The organism is Streptomyces cyaneofuscatus (assembly GCF_033109485.1).
GTDB lineage: Bacteria > Actinomycetota > Actinomycetes > Streptomycetales > Streptomycetaceae > Streptomyces > Streptomyces cyaneofuscatus.
Genome location: NZ_CP137002.1, coordinates 6,720,346 through 6,742,578, shown reverse-complemented (window position 1 = coordinate 6,742,578; position 22,233 = coordinate 6,720,346). Strand labels below are relative to the sequence as shown.

General features: G+C 71.9%; 16 protein-coding genes. 2 read left to right on the top strand and 14 right to left on the bottom strand.

The annotated features are described in order from the left end of the window. Positions 1-68 precede the first annotated feature (68 nt). The 9 genes from R2B67_RS29720 to R2B67_RS29680 all read right to left on the bottom strand — a co-directional run bounded on the left by R2B67_RS29720 (position 69) and on the right by R2B67_RS29680 (position 11,171). On the bottom strand, positions 69-1,355 hold the full coding sequence (locus R2B67_RS29720; protein ID WP_317822319.1) for a pseudouridine synthase: 1,287 nt from the start codon (positions 1,353-1,355) through the stop codon (positions 69-71). Further along, the gene (gene scpB, locus R2B67_RS29715; RefSeq protein WP_317822317.1) at positions 1,355-2,011 is read right to left on the bottom strand and encodes an SMC-Scp complex subunit ScpB; all 657 of its coding nucleotides are present in this window, start codon (positions 2,009-2,011) and stop codon (positions 1,355-1,357) included. Before scpB ends, R2B67_RS29720 begins: the two co-directional genes overlap by 1 nt. Then, a complete protein-coding gene (locus tag R2B67_RS29710) occupies positions 2,008-3,048 on the bottom strand; it encodes a segregation and condensation protein A (protein WP_317824986.1) in 1,041 nt (346 codons plus the stop codon). Before R2B67_RS29710 ends, scpB begins: the two co-directional genes overlap by 4 nt. Before the next feature lie 83 nt (positions 3,049-3,131). Further along, positions 3,132-3,710, bottom strand: coding sequence for a hypothetical protein (locus R2B67_RS29705; protein ID WP_317824985.1), 579 nt, complete (start codon positions 3,708-3,710; stop codon positions 3,132-3,134). Then, a complete protein-coding gene (locus R2B67_RS29700; protein ID WP_018515503.1) occupies positions 3,707-4,825 on the bottom strand; it encodes a ParA family protein in 1,119 nt (372 codons plus the stop codon). Before R2B67_RS29700 ends, R2B67_RS29705 begins: the two co-directional genes overlap by 4 nt. Positions 4,826-5,193: 368 nt before the next feature. Next, entirely contained in the window at positions 5,194-6,309 is a 1,116-nt protein-coding gene (gene ald / locus R2B67_RS29695) for an alanine dehydrogenase (RefSeq protein WP_164240680.1), read from the bottom strand. 143 nt (positions 6,310-6,452) lie between these two features. After that, the gene (locus tag R2B67_RS29690) at positions 6,453-8,597 is read right to left on the bottom strand and encodes a tetratricopeptide repeat protein (RefSeq protein WP_317822316.1); all 2,145 of its coding nucleotides are present in this window, start codon (positions 8,595-8,597) and stop codon (positions 6,453-6,455) included. Between the two features lie 201 nt (positions 8,598-8,798). Continuing rightward, positions 8,799-9,425, bottom strand: a complete 627-nt coding sequence (locus R2B67_RS29685; RefSeq protein ID WP_317822315.1) for an NUDIX domain-containing protein — start codon at positions 9,423-9,425, stop codon at positions 8,799-8,801. Between the two features lie 90 nt (positions 9,426-9,515). After that, complete coding sequence (locus R2B67_RS29680) at positions 9,516-11,171, bottom strand: CTP synthase (RefSeq protein WP_030569795.1); 1,656 nt, start codon at positions 11,169-11,171, stop codon at positions 9,516-9,518. 431 nt (positions 11,172-11,602) lie between these two features. Between R2B67_RS29680 and R2B67_RS29675 the strand changes: the two genes are divergently transcribed. Then, positions 11,603-13,405 carry a glycoside hydrolase family 15 protein gene (locus R2B67_RS29675; RefSeq protein ID WP_317824984.1) on the top strand — a complete coding sequence of 601 codons (1,803 nt, stop codon included), beginning with the start codon at positions 11,603-11,605 and terminating at the stop codon, positions 13,403-13,405. Positions 13,406-13,576: 171 nt separating this feature from the next. Then, positions 13,577-14,347, top strand: coding sequence for a hypothetical protein (locus tag R2B67_RS29670; RefSeq protein WP_317822313.1), 771 nt, complete (start codon positions 13,577-13,579; stop codon positions 14,345-14,347). Here the strand turns inward: R2B67_RS29670 and R2B67_RS29665 are convergent. The 5 genes from R2B67_RS29665 to R2B67_RS29645 are packed head-to-tail and all read right to left on the bottom strand — an operon-like array spanning position 14,319 to position 22,228. Next, complete coding sequence (locus R2B67_RS29665) at positions 14,319-16,667, bottom strand: sulfatase-like hydrolase/transferase (RefSeq protein WP_317822312.1); 2,349 nt, start codon at positions 16,665-16,667, stop codon at positions 14,319-14,321. The two genes, R2B67_RS29670 and R2B67_RS29665, sit on opposite strands and share 29 nt — an antisense overlap. Further along, entirely contained in the window at positions 16,664-18,496 is a 1,833-nt protein-coding gene (locus R2B67_RS29660; RefSeq protein WP_317822311.1) for a sulfatase, read from the bottom strand. Before R2B67_RS29660 ends, R2B67_RS29665 begins: the two co-directional genes overlap by 4 nt. Further along, entirely contained in the window at positions 18,493-19,431 is a 939-nt protein-coding gene (locus tag R2B67_RS29655; protein WP_455679981.1) for a formylglycine-generating enzyme family protein, read from the bottom strand. Before R2B67_RS29655 ends, R2B67_RS29660 begins: the two co-directional genes overlap by 4 nt. After that, complete coding sequence (locus tag R2B67_RS29650; RefSeq protein WP_317822308.1) at positions 19,428-21,326, bottom strand: dipeptide ABC transporter ATP-binding protein; 1,899 nt, start codon at positions 21,324-21,326, stop codon at positions 19,428-19,430. Before R2B67_RS29650 ends, R2B67_RS29655 begins: the two co-directional genes overlap by 4 nt. Then, on the bottom strand, positions 21,323-22,228 hold the full coding sequence (locus R2B67_RS29645; protein WP_317822307.1) for an ABC transporter permease: 906 nt from the start codon (positions 22,226-22,228) through the stop codon (positions 21,323-21,325). The genes R2B67_RS29650 and R2B67_RS29645 overlap by 4 nt, the downstream gene beginning before the upstream one ends. Positions 22,229-22,233: the final 5 nt, after the last annotated feature.

The following is a 22,233-nucleotide window of genomic DNA, read 5'->3' as shown; positions in this document are numbered from 1 at the left end:
AAGGCCCGCGGCCGGTTCTGTTCGAACTTTCCGAACGGATACCGGCCGCGGGCCTGGTGGGAGCGCTGTTAGAGACCGACCTCGCGCATCAGCATGCCGACCTCGGTGTTGGTGAGGCGGCGCAGCCAGCCGGACTTCTGGTCGCCCAGCGGGATCGGCCCGAAGGACGTCCGCACCAGGCGCTCGACCGGGAAGCCGGCCTCGGCCAGCATCCGGCGCACGATGTGCTTGCGGCCCTCGTGGAGGGTGACCTCGACCAGGTAGTTCTTGCCGGTGTTCTCGACGACGCGGAAGTGGTCGGCGCGGGCGTAGCCGTCCTCCAGCTGGATGCCGTCCTTGAGCCGCTTGCCGAGGTCGCGCGGCAGGGGGCCCTGGATGGCGGCCAGGTAGGTCTTCTTCACGCCGTACTTGGGGTGCGTGAGGCGGTGGGCCAGCTCACCGTGGTTGGTGAGCATGATGATGCCCTCCGTCTCGGTGTCGAGCCGGCCGACGTGGAACAGCCGCGTCTCGCGGTTGGTCACGTAGTCGCCGAGGCACTGGCGGCCGTCCGGGTCCTCCATCGAGGAGACGACGCCCGCGGGCTTGTTCAGCGCGAAGAAGAGATACGACTGCGCGGCGACGGTCAGGCCGTCGACCTTGATCTCGTCCTTGTGGACGTCGACGCGCATGCCCTGCTCGACGACGATCTCGCCGTTGACCTCGACACGGGCCTGCTCGATCAGCTCCTCGCACGCGCGGCGCGAGCCCATGCCGGCCCGGGCGAGGACCTTCTGCAGCCGCTCGCCCTCCTCCTCCGCGCCCGGGTGGGTCTTGGGGAGCTTGAGGTCGGGCTTGTTCGCGTACCGGTCGCGGTTGCGCTGCTCGATCTTGGCGTCCAGCTCGCGGGGGCGCGAAGGGCTGCCGCCGCGCCGGAAGCCACCGCTGCGGCTGCCGCCGCCCTGTGCGGGCTTCGGACCGCCCTTGGCGCCGCCGCGGGCCGCCGAGCCGCGGCCCTTGCGGGGGCCGTCCTGCTCGGCGCGGGCGCCGGGGGCGTCGTTGCCGACGTCGTAGCGGCGCTCCTCGGGGCGGGGACGGCGGGGGCGCTGCTCCTGCTCGTCACGCCCGCCGCCCTGGTAGCCGCCGCGCCCGCCCTGGCCGCCGGGACGCCCGCCCTGGCTGCCGCCGCGTCCGCCCTGGCCGCCGGAGGGACGACCGCCCTGGCCGCCGGGACGGCCGCCCGAGGCTCCGGGCCGCCCGCCCTGGCCGCTGCCGCCGCGTCCGCCGCCGCCCTGACCGCCGGGGCGACCGCCCTGGCCGCCGCTCCGGCCGCCCTGACCGCCGCTGCCGCTTCCGCTGTTCCTGCCACTGCTTCGCATCAAAATTCCGTCTTGTCGTCTGCGTGAGTATCCGGGGTGTCCGGTGCGTCCGGATCGAACGACGGCACACCCTCTAGCGTCTCAGCCTCGATCGCGTCCGCCTCGGGGAGGAAGGGCGCGAGTTCCGGGAGCTCGTCCAGGCCGCGCAGGCCCATTCGCTCCAGAAAGTAGTTCGTCGTCCTGTACAGGATCGCACCTGTTTCGGGTTCCGCGCCCGCCTCGGCCACCAGGCCCCTCTGGAGGAGGGTCCGCATGACGCCGTCGCAGTTGACTCCGCGCACCGCCGAGACCCGCGACCGGCTCACCGGCTGCCGGTAGGCGACCACCGCCAGGGTCTCCAGCGCGGCCTGGGTCAGCCGGGCGTGCTGGCCGTCCAGGACGAAGCCCTCGACGGCCGCCGCGTACTCGGGGCGGGTGTAGAACCGCCAGCCGCCCGCCACCAGCCGCAGGTCGAAGCCCCGGCGCTGCACGGTGTACTCGTCGGCCAGCTCCCGCAGCGCGTCCGTCACGGCTCTGCGGGGCCGCTGGAGCACCTTGGCCAGCTGATCGACGGTGGCGGGCTCGTCGACGACCATGAGGACCGCCTCCAGGGCGGGCTTCAGGTCCAGCGAGGCGACGGCGCCCGTGTCGTCCCCCTGGGTCGGCTGCTCGCTCATTCCCGTACGTCCTCCTCGTCACTGCCCCCGTTGAGCTCCTGGTCGAACTCGTCCGTCACCACCGGCTCCGCGCCCTCCCCGCCGCACCAGGCCACCAGCAGCTCGCCCAGCGCCTCGTCCTGGTCCAGGGTGACGGCCTTCTCCCGGTACAGCTCCAGCAGGGCCAGGAAGCGGGCGACCACGGTGAGGGTGTCGGGGGCGTCCTCGGTGAGCGTGCGGAAACTCACCGCCGCCCCGGCCTCGCGCAGCCGCTCCACCACGATGCCCGCCTGCTCACGGACGCTGACCAGCGGGGCGTGGATGTGGTCGACGTACACCTGGGGCTTGGGCCTCGGCTGCATCGCCTTGACGGCCAGCCTGGCGAACCCTTCGGGCCCGATGCTGATGACGACCTCGGGCAGCAGCTCCGCGTGGTGGTCCTCCAGGCCGACGGTACGGGGGTGGCGGCGGGCCTCGGACTCCAGGCGGCCGCTGAAGATGTCCGCGATCTGCTTGTACGCGCGGTACTGGAGCAGCCGCGCGAAGAGCAGGTCCCGCGCCTCCAGGAGCGCCAGGTCCGCCTCGTCCTCCACCTCGGCGGCGGGCAGCAGCCGGGCGGCCTTCAGGTCCAGCAGGGTGGCGGCGACGACGAGGAACTCGGTGGTCTGGTCGAGGTCCCAGTCGGGGCCCATGGCGCGGATGTACGCCATGAACTCGTCGGTGACCTTCGAGAGCGCGACCTCGGTCACGTCCAGCTTGTGCCGGGAGATCAGCTGGAGGAGGAGGTCGAAGGGGCCCTCGAAGTTCACAAGCCGGACCGTGAAGCGCTTGTCGTCGGCCGCCTCCGGCGCCTCGGCGGGCTCGGCTGCGGTCTGTACGGGCTCCGACTCGGCCTGTACGGGCTCCGGCGGCGTTTCCGGTACTTCCGGTACGGGAACGGCTTCCGGCCCCCGTACGGGCTCCTGGGCCACCTCTACGGGCTCCACGGGCGCCGCCGCCCCCGGCCCCCGGCCCAGGGCGCGGCGGCGCGGGGCGGCGGGGTCGTGGGGCGGGGGCATGGTGGTCCAGAAGGGGGGCGGGGGCGCGGACGGGCCCCGCCGGTCGGCGGGTCCCATCCGGCAGGCTACCGGCGCGGCGCCGGTCAGCGGCCGCGCAGCCGCCGTACGAGGATGCTCGCGTCGCCCCGGGACTCCAGGTCGGCGAGGACCACCGCCACCGCCTCGCGGACGATGCGGCCGCGGTCGACGGCGAGGCCGTGTTCGCCGCGCAGGACGAGCCGGGCGTGTTCCAGGTCCATCAGCTCCTCGGCGGAGACGTAGACCGTGATCTTCTCGTCGTGGCGTTCGCGGCCGCTGGGGCGCCGGTTGGCTCCGCGTCCACCACCGCGCCTGCGCTGCTGCTGGACGGCCGGGGACTGCTCCGCCGGAGTGGAGGCGGCGGCGGACCGGTCGCCGGACGGCGGGGCCGGAGCGGGGGCAGGGGCAGCGGCGGCCTGGCGGTCGCCCTCTGCACCCCGGCCGCGCGCGTCGCCCGCGTCGTCGGCGGAGGCGTGCTCCTCACCGGCCTCGGAGGACCGGCCCGCGGGGTCGCTCTCCCCGGCCGGTGCGGGCACCCGGGGCTCACCGTTCGCCTTGCGTCGCCGGTCCGCCGGGGAGGAGGACTGGAGGCCCATCCCTCCCCCGGTCGTACGGAACAGTTCGTCGGCCCCCGGCAGACTCACTCGGCGTGACACCGGGCGAGCACCTCCCTGGCGAGCTGGCGATAGGCGGCGGCACCGACCGAGTTGGAGGCGTACGTGGTGATGGGCTCACCGGCGACCGTGGTCTCCGGGAAGCGGACCGTGCGCCCGATGACCGTGTGGTAGACGTGCTCGTCGAAGGCCTCGACGACACGCGCCAGGACCTCGCGGCTGTGCACCGTACGGGAGTCGTACATGGTGGCGAGGATGCCGTCGAGCTCCAGCTCGGGGTTGAGCCGCTCCTGGACCTTCTCGATGGTCTCGGTGAGCAGCGCCACCCCGCGCAGCGCGAAGAACTCGCACTCCAGCGGCACTATGACCTTGTGAGCGGCCGTCAGGGCGTTCACGGTGAGCAGGCCGAGCGAGGGCTGACAGTCGATCACGATGTAGTCGTAGTCGGCCATCAGCGGCTTCAGGGCGCGCTGGAGCGTGGACTCGCGGGCCACCTCGCTGACGAGCTGCACCTCGGCGGCCGAGAGGTCGATGTTGCTCGGCAGCAGGTCCATGTTCGGGACGGCGGTCTTGAGCAGGACCTCGTCGGCCGCCATGCCCCGCTCCATGAGCAGGTTGTAGACGGTGAGGTCGAGCTCCATCGGGTTGACCCCGAGGCCGACCGAGAGGGCGCCCTGCGGGTCGAAGTCGACGAGCAGGACACGGCGTCCGTACTCGGCGAGCGCGGCACCCAGGTTGATGGTCGACGTGGTCTTGCCGACGCCGCCCTTCTGGTTGCACATCGCGATGATCTTCGCGGGGCCGTGGTCGGTCAGGGGACCCGGGATCGGGAAGTACGGCAGGGGCCGTCCGGTCGGGCCGATGCGCTCGCGGCGCTGGCGCGCGGCGTCGGGCGCGAGCGTGGCCGCGTACTCCGGATCGGGCTCGTACTCGGCGTCGGGGTCGTAGAAGTGCCCCTCGGGCACCTCGGCGAAGTCGGCGAAGCGGTCGGTGTTCCGGCCACTCTCGTTGCCGGCCGTGGCGTTCACGTGTAGGCCGTCCATCATCTGGGGGGCTGTCGTCATGTGCTGTTGGGTGGTGAAGGTGCGGACAGCGACGGAGCCGACAGCTTCGAGCCCGATCGGGCTCAGACCCCGTGCAGGCATCCCTGGTTGACCACCCCCGGGAGTAATTGTCGACTCATTCACAAGTCGTCTTACCTCCTTGGACGTGACCAGGAAACTTATCGATAGGTCAGCGTGGCACCATGCCGACGATTGGCGACTCTATGGCGTGTCACCGGTCCGCAGCAACACAATCCGCCGGACCCGGCCCGATGTGTCGGCAATCGAACGCCTCGCTGTCAAGGGTGCACAGCGACCAAGCCACACATTTCGCCGCTGCACGAAACGGGTAAAGGGTTACGTTCGAGGCGAGTTGCACAAGGGCCCCATGGGGCCCGATACACCTCCGGCCGGACCTTGCTCGGCAAGGTCCGGCCGGAGGTGCGATGTTGACGGGAGGTGTTGACCCGTCAGCCGAGCAGCGTGCTCAGCTCGACGTGCGGGAGACCGTGCGCCTCGGCCACCTCGCGGTAAACGACCTGGCCCTCATGGGTGTTGAGGCCCTTGGCCAGGGCGGCGTCGCGGCGCAGGGCGTCGGCCCAGCCACGGTTCGCCAGCTCCACGATGTACGGCAGCGTGGCGTTGGTGAGCGCATAGGTGGAGGTGTTCGGGACCGCGCCGGGCATGTTGGCGACGCAGTAGAAGACCGAGTCGTGGACCTGGAAGGTCGGCTCGGCGTGGGTGGTCGGGTGCGAGTCCTCGAAGCAGCCGCCCTGGTCGATTGCAATGTCGACAAGTACACTTCCGGGCTTCATCTTGGCGACGAGCTCGTTGGTGACCAGCTTCGGGGCCTTGGCTCCGGGGATCAGCACGGCGCCGATGACGAGGTCGGCCTCGACGACGGCCTTCTCCAGCTCGAAGGCGTTGGAGACGACGGTCTGCACCTTGGTGCCGAAGATCTTGTCGGCCTCGCGCAGCTTGTTGATGTCGCGGTCGAGCAGCGTGACGTGGAAGCCGAGGCCCACGGCGATCTGCGTGGCGTTCCAGCCGGAGACACCGCCGCCGATGACGACGGCACGGCCGGCGTGGGTGCCGGGGACGCCGCCGGGGAGCACACCGCGGCCGCCGACCGAGCGCATCAGGTGGTACGCGCCGACCTGCGGGGCGAGACGGCCCGCGACCTCGGACATCGGGGCGAGCAGCGGGAGCGCGCGGTTGGCGGTCTCGACCGTCTCGTAGGCGATGGCGGTGGTGCCGGAGGCCAGCAGCGCGTCGGTGCACTCGCGGGAGGCGGCGAGGTGCAGGTACGTGAAGAGGGTCTGGTCCTTGCGGAGGCGGTGGTACTCCTCGGCGACCGGCTCCTTGACCTTCAGCAGCAGGTCGGCGGTGGCCCAGACCTCGTCGGCGGTGCCCAGGATCTGCGCGCCGGCGGCGACGTACTCCTGGTCCGGGATGGACGAGCCGACGCCGGCGTCCTTCTCGATGACGACCTGGTGGCCGTGGCGGACGAGCTCATGCACTCCGGCGGGGGTGATCGCCACCCGGAACTCGTTGTTCTTGACTTCGCGGGGGATGCCGACCTTCACGTCGATCACGGTCCTTGGCTCGGAGGGTAATCCGGGCACGACAGGACAGACCCGGATATATACAGCTTAAATGGAGACGCCACGAACGAGCGCGGCAGAGCCAGTCTAATGAAGGACTTCGCGCTGTCTAGCCTTACAAAGCATTAACTTTCTGTCGAAGCACTGCGGATTTCGTAGGCAGAACCCTCCTCGTCCAGCAATCTGTCGGCGGCCGACCGGTGCAGCCGGGCCGCCGCCGGGTCGCCGAGCCGGTCCAGGGTGTCGGCCAGCCGGAGCTGGAGCGCCGCCTGAAGCCGCACGTCATCGGCGCGACGGGCCAGCTCGGCCGCCTCCCGGCAGGTGTGCAGCGAGTCGTGCGGCCGCCCCGCGTACTCCTGCACCCGCGCCGCCTCGCTGAGCGCCCGCGCCTGGGCCGCCAGGTCGCCGAGCCTGCGGTGGCCGGCCGCGGCGGCCCGCCAGTTCCGCAGGGCCTCGCCGTACCGCCCGGCGTAGCTGTGGACGGCGCCGAGCCGTCCGTAGAGGCGGGCCTCGTCCGCCCGCTCCCCCTGGGTGAGGCGCTGGGCGAGCGCGCGGCCGTACCAGTCGGAGGCCCGGTGGTAGTCGCCGAGCTCGGCGTACGTACTGCCTACGGATTCCATCGCGCGGCCCGTCGCATAGAGGTCGCCGGCGGCCCGTCCGGCGTCCAGCGCGGCCCGGTAGCGGGTCAGGGCGTCCCGGGGGCGGCCGGTGCGGGCGTCCAGGTCGGCGAGGTTCAGCAGGGCCGCCGCCTGTTCGCGGGGCAGGTTGCGGCGTTCGGCCACGTCCAGGACCAGGCCGTGCAGCCCGTACAGCTCGGGGGCGGCGGCCTCGGTGCCCCGGTGCACGGCCAGCGCCCGCACCAGGGCGGCGACGAGGCGGCGGGCCAGGGTGTCCAGCTCGCCGTCGGCCACCGCGAGCCGGGCCGAGGCGAGCAGGGCGGGCTGCCGCAGCAGGAGCCAGACGCCCGCCTCCTCGGCGCTGGGGAAGCGCAGGGAGCGGGGCAGCCCGGCGAGCTTGCGGTGGGCGGTGGTCCCCTCGGCCTCGGTGACCGCCCGGCAGGCCTGGAGCCTCCGCACGGTCCGCTCCAGCATCCGGGCGCGGGCCAGCTGGATCTCGGCCGGGCGGTCCCGGTCCTCCAGGAGGGCGCGCAGCATCGGGGCGAGGCAGCCGGGGATGCCGTACTGGGGGTGGGCGGCGCCGTCCGTCCGCAGCAGCCCGAGCTTCACGAAGTCGTCCAGGGTCTTCTCGGCGGCCGAGACCGAGCAGCCGGCCAGCGCGGAGGCCGTGTGGGCGTCGGCGAGTCCGGCGGGCGCGAGGGCGAGGAGGCGCAGTATCCGGGCGGCGGCCTGCGGCAGGGAGTCATGGACGAGGCGGAAGGCGCGGGCCAGCGGGCGGGCCCCGGTGGGCTGCTGGTCGCCGGTGTCGGGCAGTTCGTGGAGCTGCTTGGTGACGTCGGCGACGGAGGCCATGGGGTGGGCGGCGAGCCAGCCGCCGATCAGGGCGAGTGCGGCGGGCTGCCCCCCGCACTCCTCGGCCAGGCTCTCGGCGGTGCGCGGGTCGACGGTGATGCGGACCTGGCCGATGGCGCGGGCGAGCAGCTGGACGGCGGCGCCCGCCTCCAGGCCGCCGAGGGTGCAGGGCCGGACGTCGGGGATGCCGGTCAGCGGGCCGGTGGCGACGGCGACGACCAGGCAGTCCGGGTTCTCCGGGAGCAGCGGGTCGACCTGTTCGGCGTCGGCCGCGTCGTCGAGGAGCAGGACGAGACGGCGTACGGCGAGGGCCTCGCGGACCATCTCGGAGAGCTCGTCCTGATCCGCGCCGGGCGGGAGGGGGAGCCCGAGCAGGTCCAGGATCTCGGCGGCGGTGCGTTCGGTGGGGACCCGCTCGCCGCCGGGTTCGGTGAGGCCGACCCGGAGCACCCCGTCGGGGTAGTCGCCGGAGCCTGTACCGGGAACGCCCCAGGGCAGGGCGCCCGTTCCGGTTCCGGGTCCGGACGCGTCGGCCGGGGCCGTGCCCGTACCGGTGAGGGAGCCCGCGAGTTCGGCGGCCAGCGCGCTGCGGCCGGAGCCGGGGCGGCCCGCGATGAGCAGGACCCGGGCACGGGGGGTCTTGCGGCCGGCCAGGGTGTCCAGGCCGGCGCGTTCGATGTCCGCCCGCAGGGCCTTCAACTCGCGTTCCCGGCCGAAGAATCGGGGCGGGGCGGCGCCGGACGGCTCCTCGGTCCCCGCAGCCTCCGCCGGGCCGCTGGTGTCCACCGCCTGATCGGTCACGGGCCACGCTCCACTTCGCTGCACGCCGTGCCCGCCGGAACTCCGGTCGGGACCTTTCGAGCGTAGTTCAGCGGTGGTGTGGATCACTGCGGAGCGGGGCGGAGCCAGGGGAACATCCCCCGATCGGATCAGCATTTCTTACGATCGTCGTTTCGGACGATCGCCCGACCGGGGGTGTGGAGAAAGGCGGCGGACGGGCCGTCAGGCCTCGAACGGCCGGGCCGGCCAGGGCGCCTCGGCGGGCCGCAGCGAGTCGACGCCGTCGCCCGCGAGGACGGCGGTGAGCGCGAGCGCCCCGACGACCAGGCAGTTGTTGTGCAGGTCCCCCGCGATCACCGAACGCACCAGCTCGGGAAGCGGGATGCGGGCCTGCTCCATGTCGGCCTCCTCCTCGGAGACCGCGAACCGCTCGCCCTCCACATCGGAGAGGCCGCGGGCGAGGAAGATCCGTACGGCCTCGTCGCAGCCGCCGGGCGTGGTGTAGACGTCGGTCAGCACCCGCCAGTCCTCGGCCTTGACGTGCGCTTCCTCGTACAGCTCGCGCTGCGCGGCGTGCAGCGGGTTCTCACCGGGAACGTCCAGCAGTCCGGCCGGGATCTCCCAGAGCCGCTGGCGGACCGGGTGGCGGTACTGGCGCACGACGAGCACCTGGTCGTCCTCGTCGACCGCGAGGATCGCCACGGAGCCGGGGTGGACCTGGTAGTCACGGCCGTGGACGGAGCCGTCGGGCATGACCACCTGGTCGGTGCGGACGCTGGTCTTGTTGCCGGTGAAGGGGGTGACGGTCGCGGTGACCTGCCACTCCTCGGGCGTGTCCTGGATACCCACTGCGTCCTCCCACGTACCACGTACAAAACGAGAAACCGGGGCACGCGTCCGGCAAGGATGCGTACCCCGGTCAACCGTAATGCCTCGGAACTACTCGGCCGCGCCGGTCTTGCGCGCGACGGCCGCCTTCACCAGACCGGCGAAGAGCGGGTGCGGGCGGGTCGGGCGGGAGCGGAGCTCGGGGTGGGCCTGGGTGGCGACCAGGTAGGGGTGGACCTCGCGCGGGTACTCGACGTACTCGACGAGCTTGTTGTCCGGGGATGTGCCGGAGAAGACCAGTCCGGCCTTCTTCTCCAGCTCACCGCGGTAGGCGTTGTTGACCTCGTAGCGGTGGCGGTGGCGCTCCTCGACGTACGGCTCGCCCGCGTACGCCTCGCGCACCAGGGAGCCCTCGGCGAGCTTGGCCGGGTAGAGGCCGAGCCGCATGGTGCCGCCGAGGTCGCCGGCGCCCTCGACGTAGGCGAGCTGCTCCTCCATGGTCGAGATGACCGGGTGGGAGGTGGCGGCGTCGAACTCGGTGGAGTTGGCGTCGGGGATCTCGGCCAGCGAACGGGCCGCCTCGATCACGATGCACTGGAGACCGAGGCAGAGGCCCAGCAGCGGGACCTTGTTCTCGCGGGCGTAGCGGATGGCGCCGACCTTGCCGTCGACACCGCGCTCGCCGAAGCCGCCGGGGATGAGGATGCCGTCGACGTCGCCCAGGTGCTCGGCGGCACCGGCGGCGGTGCGGCAGTCGTCGGAGGTGACCCACTTGACCTTGACGCGGGCCTTGTTGGCGAAGCCGCCGGCGCGGATGGCCTCGGTGACCGAGAGGTAGGCGTCGGGCAGGTCGATGTACTTGCCGACCAGGGCGACGGTGACCTCGTGATCGGGGTTGTGGACGCGGTCCAGGAGGTCGTCCCAGGTGGTCCAGTCGACGTCCCGGAAGGGCAGGTCGAGCTTGCGGACGACATAGGCGTCCAGGCCCTCGGTGTGGAGCACCTTGGGGATGTCGTAGATCGACTTGGCGTCGATCGCGGCGACGACCGCGGCCTCGTCGACGTCGCACATCAGCGAGATCTTGCGCTTGATGGAGGTCGGGACCTCACGGTCGGCGCGGAGCACGATGGCGTCCGGCTGGATACCGATGTTGCGCAGGGCGGCGACGGAGTGCTGGGTCGGCTTGGTCTTCAGCTCGCCGGAGGGGCCGATGTAGGGCAGCAGCGAGATGTGCACGACGAAGACGTTGTCGCGGCCGACCTCGTGGCGGACCTGGCGGACGGTCTCCAGGAAGGGCAGCGACTCGATGTCGCCGACCGTGCCGCCGACCTCGGTGATGACGACGTCCACGTCGTCGGTGGCCATGCGGCGGATGCGGTGCTTGATCTCGTTGGTGATGTGCGGGATGACCTGGACGGTGTCGCCCAGGTACTCGCCGCGCCGCTCCTTGGCGATGACCTGCGAGTACACCTGGCCGGTCGTCACGTTGGCGGAGCCGTCGAGGTCCACGTCGAGGAAGCGCTCGTAGTGCCCGATGTCCAGGTCGGTCTCGGCGCCGTCGTTGGTGACGAACACCTCACCGTGCTGGAACGGGTTCATCGTGCCGGGGTCGACGTTGAGGTAGGGGTCGAGCTTCTGCATCGTGACCCGCAGGCCACGCGCCTTGAGCAGGGCACCCAGGCTGGAGGCAGTCAGACCCTTGCCGAGGGAGGAGGCGACACCCCCGGTGACGAAGATGTGCTTGGTCGTCGTGGATGTGGGCTGCATAGCCAAAGGGGGCTCCCGTGGTCGCGGTTGTGAGGTGCGTACCGGCCGCCGATCCGGGGATTCCGGGGTGCCGTCGCTGCGGGTTCGGGGGCCTCGTCCGCTGTCGGATACGACCACCGGTCCACGGGCTACCAGGGTAACAGCGACGAGGGGAGGCTGCTTCCGGCCACACCCTGCACAGGGGCGTCACACCATCACCCCAGTCGTTTCACGTCCCACCCGATCAGCTCAGAGATGTTGCGGGGACCGTCGCGCGGATCTTCGTACCGCGTCGTATCCTGCTCGGACACTCGCTGCCGAGACGGCCGGACGGCGGCACCACAGGCCCGCTCAGCCGGTACGGGACTCGTCGGTTCCACTACGACCCCCTGAAACCCTCCCCCAGTAAGCGCCCCGGACGGGGCGACATGGCCGTTCGACTGGAGACGCACGTGGCCGGGCGCATCGAGGATTACGCACTCATCGGAGACATGCAGACCGCCGCCCTGGTCTGCCGGGACGGCACGGCCGACTGGCTGTGCCTGCCCCGCTTCGATTCGCACGCCGTCTTCGCGGGACTGCTGGGCACCGAGGAGCACGGCTTCTGGCGTCTGGGTCCCGCGAGGCCGGAAGGGGCCGAGCCGCTTTCCGCGGACCGGCGCCGTTACCGCGGTGACTCCCTCATCCTGGAATCGGAGTGGGACACGCCGCGCGGCACCGTACGGGTGACCGATTTCATGCCCCCGCGTGACGGGGCGCCGCAGCTCATCCGGATCGTGGAGGGCGTCAGCGGCCGGGTGCCGATGCGCTCGGAGCTGCGGATGCGGTTCAGCTACGGCCGGGTGACGCCCTGGGTGCACAAGGTGGACGGCCGTACGGTCGCCGTCGCCGGGCCGGACTCCGTCTGGCTGGACACCGAGGCGGACACCTACGGCGCGAACCTGACCACCTACTCCGACTTCACCGTCGGCCCCGGCGACCGGGTGGCCTTCACGATCAGCTGGCAGCCCTCGCACCGTGAGCCGCCCGCCCTCCCCGACCCGGAGGGGTCCCTGGAGGCGACCGAGCTGTTCTGGCGCGAATGGGTCGATCAGTGTACGTACCACGGGCCCTATCGGGAGGCGGTCGTCCGCTCCCTGATCACCCTGAAGGCCCTCACGTACGCCCCGACCGGCGGCATCGTCGCCGCGCCGACCACCTCGCTCCCCGAGGAGATCGGAGGCGTACGGAACTGGGACTACCGCTACACCTGGCTGCGGGACGCCGCGATCACCCTCTCCTCCCTGCTGCGCACCGGCTACCGGGAAGAGGCCCGGGCGTGGCGTGAGTGGCTGCTGCGGGCGGTGGCGGGCGACCCGGAGAACCTCCAGATCATGTACGGCATCGCCGGCGAGCGCGAGCTCGGCGAGGCGGAGCTGGACTGGCTGCCCGGCTACGAGAACTCCGGCCCGGTCCGCGTCGGCAACGGCGCCGCCAACCAGCTCCAGCTGGACGTGTACGGCGAGGTCACCGAGGCGCTGCACCTGGCGCACATGACGGGGCTGACCCGCAACGACTACGCGATGGGCCTCCAGCTCAAGCTGATCGAGTACCTGGAGAAGCACTGGGAGGAGCCCGACGAGGGCATCTGGGAGGTGCGCGGTCCGCGCCGCCACTTCGTGCACTCCAAGGTGATGGCGTGGGTCGCGGTCGACCGGACGATCAAGCTGGTCGAGTCCGGGGACGTCGAGGGCCCGCTGGAGCGGTGGTACGAGCTCCGCGACGACATCCATCGGGACGTCTGCGAGCGCGGCTACGACAAGGAGCGCAACACCTTCACCCAGTCCTACGGGTCGAAGGAGCTGGACGCCTCCCTGCTGCTCATCCCGCAGATGGGCTTCCTGCCGCCGGACGACAAGCGGGTCATCGGCACGATCGAGGCGATCCAGCGGGAGCTGTCCACGGAGGACGGCTTCATCCTGCGCTACCCCACCGAGGGCGACGAGGCGGGCGTCGACGGTCTGGCCGGCGACGAGGGCGCGTTCCTGGCCTGCTCGTTCTGGATGGCCGACGACCTCGCGATGATCGGCCGGGTCGACGAGGCGCGCCAGCTGTTCGAGAAGCTGCTGGCGCTCCGCAACGACCTGGGCCTGCTGGCCGAGGAGTGGGACTCCAACCTGCAGCGCCAGGTGGGCAACTTCCCGCAGGCGTTCAGCCACGTCCCGCTGATCGACACGGCCCTGCGGCTGACGGCGAGCGGGGCGTACGTGGGCTGAGGCCCTGCGGGACGAATGGTTCCGCTCTCTGTGGTCAGGACAGCCCCGGTCGTCGTCGACGCGGACGACCGGGGCCGCGTTCAGTACCGTACGAGGATGGCCTCCGTGCGTGACCTTCCCGTTGCTGTGAAGCCTCTGCTCGCACGCTTCACGTCCGATGCAGGAGCCCGAGTGCCACTGGTCGCTCTCTGGGCGCACGGATCGCTGGCTCTGGGGGACTACCAGCCAGGGCGCAGTGATCTCGACCTGGTAGCGCTGGTCGGTACGGAGCTCGATGGCGCGCAGCAAGCGGAACTGCGAGCTGTGCATGAACGTCTGATCGCCGACGTCCCCCTTGCCCGGAGCCTGCACTGCACCTATGTGCCCCGGGGAGACACATCCGATACGGCACAGCACCACCCGACCTGGGCTCAGGGCGAGTGGTTCGAGCGTCCCGTCTCCCCGGTGAGCCGGCGCGAACTGGCCCTGGGGGCGGTCGTCCTCCACGGACCGCCACCGGTCGGCCTGCTGCCCGGGGTGAGCGACCAAGAGCTCGCAGAGTTCATCCGTGCCGAGCTGGAGGACTACTGGCTGCCTGTGACAGGCAACGCCAAAGCGGAACTATGGCTCCAGGACATCTGGGTGGATCTGGGGATGCTGACCTTCGCGAGAGCATCGGTGACCCTGCGCGATGGCCAGTTGATCACCAAAGGAGAAGCTCTCGAAGAGCTGAGCTCCATGGGAGCACCGACGGCCGTCGTGGATGACATCCGCCGACGCAGATACGGGGCGGACCTCCTGAAGAACCCGTCCGCTTCTGACGACTTCCGGGCCCGACGCGCTGAACGGGCCCGGAAGTTCGTCCGCGCGGGGATCACCACCCTCCTGGCAGAGCACGGGAATCCGCCACCCGGGCCGGCTCATACGAGCCGGCTCACTCGAAGGCCGCCGCCGCCTGCTTGAGCGCGGCGGCCACCGCGTGCGGTGAGTCGGGTCCCGGTTGGCCGGGGGTGTAGGTGACCGAGCGCAGCGTCCCCTGGTAGCGGAACGAGCGGTGGCGTTCGAACAGGGGCCAGGAGACCGGGGACTTGCGGTCGATGCCGATGCTGATGCCCTGGAACGGGGCCATGCCGATGAGCTGGTGGACGCTGGGGGGCGTGGCCCGCACCTCACCGTCGACGCTGACCGTGAACGACCAGCGCAGGCCCTTCTCCGCCGTGGCGGTGAGAGCGATGACATGTTCGCCCGGCGCGAGCGGGCCCGCGTCGGTCTCGTGCAGGACGCCGTACTCGTTGTACGCGAGGTGCAGCCGCCCGTCCTCGACGTACAGGCTGTAGCCGCCGCCCTGGTCGCCGTGGGATACGAGCACCCCCTCCCCCGTCGCGTCGATGACGACGGTGATCTCGAAGGAGCGCAGCGAGACCAGCCGGGAGGAGCGGTAGCGCTCCAGCTCCGGTGTGCCGGGCAGCAGGGTCAGGGGGCGGGTCAGGCGTTGTTCGGCGGGGTTGCGGCGAGCGAGGGCGCCGCTGCCGTCGGGGAGCGGGAAGACCCCGTTGCGCCAGGCGGCCGCCTCCCAGGCCTCGGACAACTCCTTGACCAGGCCGGGGCGTTCGGCGGCGAGGTCGTGGATCTCGGTGGGGTCGGTGCGGATGTCGTAGAGCGCCCACTCGGAGTCGTCGTAGGGGGTGCCGGGGCGGTGGAGGGTGACGAGTTTGTGGCCGTCCCGGTAGTAGCTGCGGTTGCCGGTCATCTCGCAGTACTGCTCGGGGTGGGTGGAGGCGTGGTCGGGGTCGGCGAGGACGGGGGTGAAGCTGATGCCGTCCGGCTCCTGGAGGGTGACCCCGCGCCGCTCGGCCGGGCGGTCGAGACCGGCCAGCCGGAGCAGGGTGGGGGCGATGTCGGTGACGTACTGGTACTGGGTCCGGACGCCCGGGGTGAGCAGGCCTTCGCGGGCGCCCCGGGGCCAGGACAGGACGAACGGGACACGGACCCCGCCGGCGTAGGTGTGGCCCTTGTAGAGCCGGAAGGGGGTGTTGGAGGCCATGCCCCAGCCGCGCGGGTAGTGGACCAGGCTGCGCGGGCCGCCGATGAGGGCGGGGTCGCGGTCGACGTCGGGGGTCCAGTCGCCGGGGAGGGCGGGGTGGTGGACGAAGCGGCTGAAGTAGGAGCGGGTGCCTTCGAGTCCGCCTTCGCCGGTGCCGCCGTTGTCGGAGGTGAAGACGATGATGGTGTTGTCGAGTTCGCCGAGCGCTTCGAGGGTTTCGGTGAGCCGGGCGAGGTTCTGGTCGATGTTGTCGACGAGCGCCGCGTACACCTCCATGTAGCGGGCGTAGAGCTTCTGTTGCTCCTGGTCAAGGCTGTCCCAGGCCGGGACGTCGAGCCCGGCCTCGCTGTTGCGGTCGGGGAGTTCGGTGCCGGGCGGGAGGAGTCCGGCGGCGAGCTGGGCGGCGAAGCGGCGTTCCCGCAGGACGTCCCAGCCCTCGTCGTAGCGGCCCTGGTGGCGGGCGATGTCCTCGGCCTTGGCCTGGAGCGGGCCGTGTACGGCGTTGTGGGCGAGGTAGAGGAAGAACGGCTTGTCGGGGTCGTGGGCGCGGAGCGACTTCACCATGGAGATCGCCTGGTCGGTGATGTCGTCGGTGTAGTAGTAGTCGTCCGGGAACTCGTCGATGTCCAGCGGGCTGTTGTCGCGGACCAGTTGGTGCGGGTGGAAGAGGCTGGTGAGTCCTTCGAGGACGCCGTAGTACTGGTCGAAGCCCTTGTTCAGCGGCCAGTTGTCCCGGTCGTCGGCCGCGTTGGAGGCGGAGTCGCGGACCAGGTGCCACTTGCCGACGGCGTACGTGGCGTAGCCGGTGTCGTGGAGCAGCTCGGCGAGGGTGGGGATGTCGTCGGCGATCTCCATGCCGTAACCGGGGAATCCGGGGTCGGAGTTGGCGACCATGGAGTAGCCGACGCGGTGCGGGTTGAGGCCGGTGAGCAGGGCGGCGCGGGCCGGGGAGCAGAGCGGCATCGTGTGGTAGTTGGAGAGCCGGACGCCCTCGTCGGCCAGGGTGTCGAGCGTGGGCGTGGCGATCTCGGAGCCGAACGGGCCGATGTCGCTGTAGCCCATGTCGTCGACGAGGACGACCACGATGTTGGGTGCCTTCTCGCCGGGGGCCGTGCGCGGCGGCCAGGACGGCTCGGAGTCAGCGAAGGTGCGGCCGATGCGGCCGGGGAAGCCGTCGTAGGGGTCGCGGCGGGTGGGAGTGGCGGTGGTGGTGTCGCGACGGGTGGGGTCGGTGGTCATCGGCGGGGCTCTCCGTCGTGGCTGGGGTGGTGGTCCGGTGCGTCGGGTACGGGGAAGAGGCGGGCCAGTTCGTCCGCCACAGCGGCGAGTTGGGGCCGTCCCGGGTGACCGGTGAAGGCGGCGATCTGGAGCAGGGTGGAGCCGCCCCGGACGGTGAGCAGCTCGGTGTCGAGGAGGCCGGGGACGATGCGGCGGACCGTGTCGGCCGCCGCCGGCTCGGCCAGGAGGTCCGCCAGTGGGGTACGGAGGTTGAGCGCGCCCTCGGTGAACTCATCCGATCGTGCGGCCGGTTGGCGGCCTGCCTCGGCCCGCTCGCGCTGGGCGTCGACCAGCAGGTGGGCCTCGGTGACGTCCTCCGGCGCGTACGGGAGGCCGAGGCGGGCGTACTGATCGGCGGGGGCGTCGTTGGCGCGGAGCCGCACCACCAGCTGCCGGGCCAGGCGCAGTTCGACGGCCGGGTCGCTGATCGGCTTCTCCTGGAGCGGGTCGGTCTCCAGGTCGAAGAGGAGCGTGCCGAAGCGCTGCGGGCCCAGGAGCGGTGAGGGGTGAGCGGGGATACGGAGGGTGGGCACGCCCTTGGTGAAGGGGAACGGGTCGGCCAGGGTCAGCCCGGTCAGCTCCTCGGGGGTGAAGCGGCCCCGGATGCGGGTGGGCATCAGCGTGTGCTCGTACAGCGGCTGGTTGGTGTCGTCGTGGCACGCGCGCATGTAGACGTACCGGCCGTCGGTGATGTTGACGTGGCCGCCGAACATCCCGAACAGGGCGCATTCCCTTGAGTGTTGTGCGTCAGCGGTTTCGCTGAGCGGGCGGCCCTGCATGTCCGGCGGGAGTTCGGCGCCGAAGAAGTCCAGCAGCGTCGGGGCCAGGTCGATGGTCTGGACGAGGGCCGCGTCGCGGGTCCCGGCGCGGTCGGGGCGGCGCGGGTCGTGGACGAAGAGCGGGGTGTGGACCAGCTCGTTGTACCAGGGTGTGACGACCTTCGCCCACCACCCTTTCTCCCCCAGCAGATAGCCGTGGTCGGTGCAGACGATCAGCAGCGTGTCGTCCCACAGCCCGTGCTCGTCCATCGCGTCGAGCACCCGGCCCAGCGAGTGGTCGCACATGGAGAGCAGCGCCGCGTACTCGTAACGGGCGTGCTGCTCCTGCTCCTCGGTCTCGGCGACCCGGTTGTAGTCGGGCCAGTCGAAGTGCGGTCCGTCGTAGTCGTGCGGGTAGAGCTCCTTGTAGTGGTCCTGGGTGAAGAAGGGTTCGTGCGGGTCGAACGTCTCGATCTGGACGAACCAGTTGTCCTCGGTGTGGTTCGTCCGCAGGAACTCCAGGCCCGCGTCGAAGGTGAGCGTCTGCGGCTGCTTCGCTTCGGTGTCCAGGTACTGCCGGTTGACCCAGTCCTGGCGCCAGAGGTCGTTGCGGGTGGCGCGCGGGGAGTCGGGGATCTCCGGGTCGGCGACCTGCCCCTTCCAGGCGTCGCCCTCCTGCCCCCGGAAGAACTCCCAGGAGTTGTAGCGCCCGTGGTAGGTCGCCCCGCCGTCCTCCCAGTAGTGCTGGTGGTCGCTGACGAGGTGGGTGTAGACGCCGTGCCGCTTGAGGATCTCGGGCATCGAGTCGTCGAACGGCTCCAGCGGGCCCCAGCCCCGGTGCAGGAAGTTGTGGCGCCCGGTGTGGAGTTCGCGGCGGGCCGGCATGCAGGGCATGGACCCGGCGTAGCAGGTGTCGTAGGTGACCGTACGGTCCGCGAGGCGGCGGAAGTTGGGGGCGTGGGTCCAGTCGGCGCCGTACGGCGGCAGCAGGTGCCGGTTGAGGCTGTCGAACATCACCATGACGGCCTTCACGCGGTGGCCCCTTCTTCTGTCGTGCTGGGTGGTGTCAGGTCGCGGGCGCGGCGGAAGCCGCCGTGGCCGGTCGAGGAGTCGGGGGTGTTGTGGGAGCGGGCGGCGACCCGGTAGCGGTTGCAGTACGAGGTGTGGCAGAGGTAGGAGCCGCCCCGGATGACCCGCTCACCGGGCCCGAAGGCATCGGTGCACCACTCCCAGACGTTGCCGGAGGTGTTGTGGAGCCCGTAGCCGTTCGGCGCGTAGGCGGTGACGGGCACGGTGCCCGTGCGGCCGCCGGGGCGGTCCGAACGGTGCGGGAAGCGGCCGAGCCAGGTGTTGCACATCTCCCGGCCGCCGGGGGTGAAGTCGTCGCCCCACGGATAGCGGGCGCCGTCCAGGCCGCCGCGTGCGGCGTACTCCCACTCGGCCTCGGTGGGCAGCCGGGTGCCGGTCCAGTCGCAGTAGGCGAGGGCGTCACCGTACGAGATGTGGACGACCGGGTGGTCCGCGCGGTCCGCCACGTCGGAGCCCGGCCCTTCCGGCGCGGCCCAGGACGCCCCGGCGACGCCGAGCCACCAAGGCGCGCCGGGCACCCGACCGAGGACGTGGCGCTCGGCGGCCTTGGGGTGGAGCAGGAGGTGGAAGACGTAACTGCTGCCGTAGCGCTCGGCGTCGGTGCGGTAGCCGGTGGCGTCCGCGAAGGCCGCCCACGCGGCGTTGGTGACGGCGGTGGTGTCGATGGCGAAGGGCGCCACGGTGACCTCACGGACCGGGCCCTCCCGGTCGGCGAGGTAGCCCTCGTGGAAGGCGTCGCCCATCCGGAAGGTGCCGCCGGGGAGTTCGGCCATCTGCCCCGCTTCTGTGCCGGCCGATCGGCGTACCACCGGAAGTGGCAGGACGGCGGCCGTGGACGCTCCCGTACACGCGCGTCCCGGGGTGCAGCACGCGCTCATGCCGGCACCTCCGCCTTTCGGGGCACGGGTGTTACAGGTACGGGCTCCGGTGCCGCCGCCAACAGGGCCCGGGTGTACGGGTCCTGGGGGTTCTCGCAGATGTCGTCGGCGCTGCCGCTCTCCACGATCCGGCCCTGGTGCATGACCGCGATGCGGTGGCTGACCTGCCGGACGACCGCGAGGTCGTGGGCGATGAAGACGAGGGCGAGGCCCAGGTCGCGCTGGAGGTCGGTGAGCAGGCCGACGATCTGGGCCTGGACGGAGACGTCGAGTGCGGAGACGGGTTCGTCGCAGATCAGGACGGACGGCTCGGGGGCGAGTGCCCGGGCGATGCCGATGCGCTGGCGCTGCCCGCCGGAGAAGGAGCGCGGGTGCCGGTCGGCCACGGCCGGGTCGAGCCCGGCGAGCGTGAGCAGCTCCGCGACCCGGGCCTCGCGCTCGTCCCGGTCGCCGAGGCCGAAGGCGATCAGCGGTTCGGCGACGATCTGGCGGACCGTCATCCGGGGGTTGAGCGAGGCATACGGGTCCTGGAACACCATCTGGATCTGCCGGCGCACCGCGTGCAGCTCACGGCGTGCGGGCCGGGTGACGTCCTGGCCGCGCAGCCTGACCGTGCCGCCGTCGGAGGGGTGGGCGTGGGCCAGGACCCGGGCCAGGGTGGACTTGCCCGAGCCGGACTCCCCCACGATGCCCAGGGTCTCGCCCTCGGCCAGCGTCAGCGACACCCCGTCGAGCGCGGTGAACCCGCGCCCGCGCACCCCGCGCCGCTTGTACGTCTTGCGCAGGCCGTCCGCCTCCAGGACCACGGCCCCGGTGGCGGGGCGGTCGATCCGGGCGGGCGGGGCGGGCGCGGGAAGGGGTTCGGTGCGCGCGGCGGCGGGCAGGCAGGCCGCCCGTACGCCGTCGGTCAGCTCGACCAGCGGGGGCACCCCCGTACGGCAGCGGTCCTCCACCAAGGTGCAGCGCTCGGCGAAGGCGCAGCCGTCCCCGAGGAGGGTGAGGTCGGGCGGGGAGCCGGGGATGCCGGTGAGGCGGGTGCCGGAGGGGGCGGAGAGGCGGGGGACGGCGGCCAGGAGGCCTGCGGTGTAGGGGTGGCGGGGGCGGGTGAGGACCTCGGCGGTAGGGCCGTCCTCGACGACGGTGCCGCCGTACATGACGAGGACGCGTGCGCAGGAGCGGGCGACGACGCCCATGTTGTGGGTGATGAGGACGAGTGCCGTGCCCGTCTCGCGGTTGAGGTCGGCGAGGAGGGTGAGGATCTGATCCTGGACGGTGGCATCGAGCGCGGTCGTCGGCTCGTCGGCGAGCAGGATGTCGGGCTCACCGGCCAGGGCCATCGCGATGAGGATGCGCTGGCGCTGGCCGCCGGAGAACTGGTGCGGGTGGTCGTCGACACGGCGGTGGGGCTCGGGGATGCCGACGCGGTCGAGGAGTTCGACGGCCCGGGCCCGGCGCGCGGCCTTGTCCCGCTTGCGGCCGTGCTTCTCCCAGGACCCGTGGGCCCGCAGCACCTCGTCCAGGTGGCGGCCCACGGTCAGCACCGGGTTCAGGGCCGTCATCGGGTCCTGGAAGATCATGCCGATGCGGGCGCCGCGCACCGCGCGCAGCTCCTCGGCGCTCGCGGCGGCGAGGTCCTGGCCGTCCAGCAGGACCGAGCCGGTGGAGACGCGCCCGGTGCCGGGCAGCATCCGGGTCAGCGCGAGGGCGGTGGTGGACTTGCCGGAGCCGGACTCGCCGACGACGGCCAGCGTCTCGCCCCGGCGCAGGGTGAAGGAGACCCCGCGCACGGCGCGCAGGGTGGAGCCGTCGGGGGCAGTGAACTCGACGCCCAGGTCGCGGACTTGGAGTAGATCGTGGGCGGCCCTCGGTGCTTCGAGCAGTTCGGGGGCGGTCATCGGCGTACCTCCCGGTTGAGCGCCTCGGCGATGAGCGAGAGCCCGAGGACGAGCGCGGTCACGGTGATCAGCGGCCCGGCCGCGAAGTGCGGGGCCTGGGCGAGGTAGGGCATGGACTGGCTCAGGACCGAGCCGAGCGTGGGCTCGGGCGGCCGGACGCCCACGCCGAGGAAGCTCATCGCGCCCTCGATGAAGACGGCGACGGTGAGGGAGACGGCGGCCTGCACGATGAGCGGGTCGGCGGCGTTGGGCAGGATGTGCCGGACCAGCACCCGGGGGGCCGAACTGCCCCCGACCCGGGCGGCGGTGACGTACTCCCGCTCGCGCTGGACGAGGATCCCGCCGCGCAGCAGCCGCCCGAACGCCGGGATCTCCGCGAGGGCGATGACCAGGATGACGGGGAGCGGGCCGGGGCCGAGGATCGCGGTCACGGCGAGCGCCAGGATCAGGCCCGGGAAGGCGAGGATCAGGTCGAAGATCCGCTGGACCAGGGTGTCGAGGACCGGGTGCGCGGCCGCCGCCAGGGCGAACAGGCAGCCGAGGACCGCGCCGACGGGGACGGCGATCGCGATGATCCCGAGGTCGGCGCGGATGCCGTACAGCACGCGGCTGAGCAGGTCGCGGCCGAGGTCGTCGGTGCCGAGCGGGTGCCCGGGGGTGCCGACGCCCGCGAGGCTGAGGCCGCTCTGGTCGGTGGGCCCGTGCCCGGCGACCAGCGGGGCCAGCAGGCCGGCGAGGACGACCGCGCCGACGAGGACGAGGCCGGTGCGGGCGCGGGCGGTGGAGAGGGCGGCGCGGTAGGGGTGGCGGGAGGTCTTGCGGGTGCCGGTGCTCCGCGGGGCCCGTACAGGTTTCCGGAGCGTCGCCGGGGACGCCGGGGCGAGGTCGGGGGTCGAGGTCATGGCGG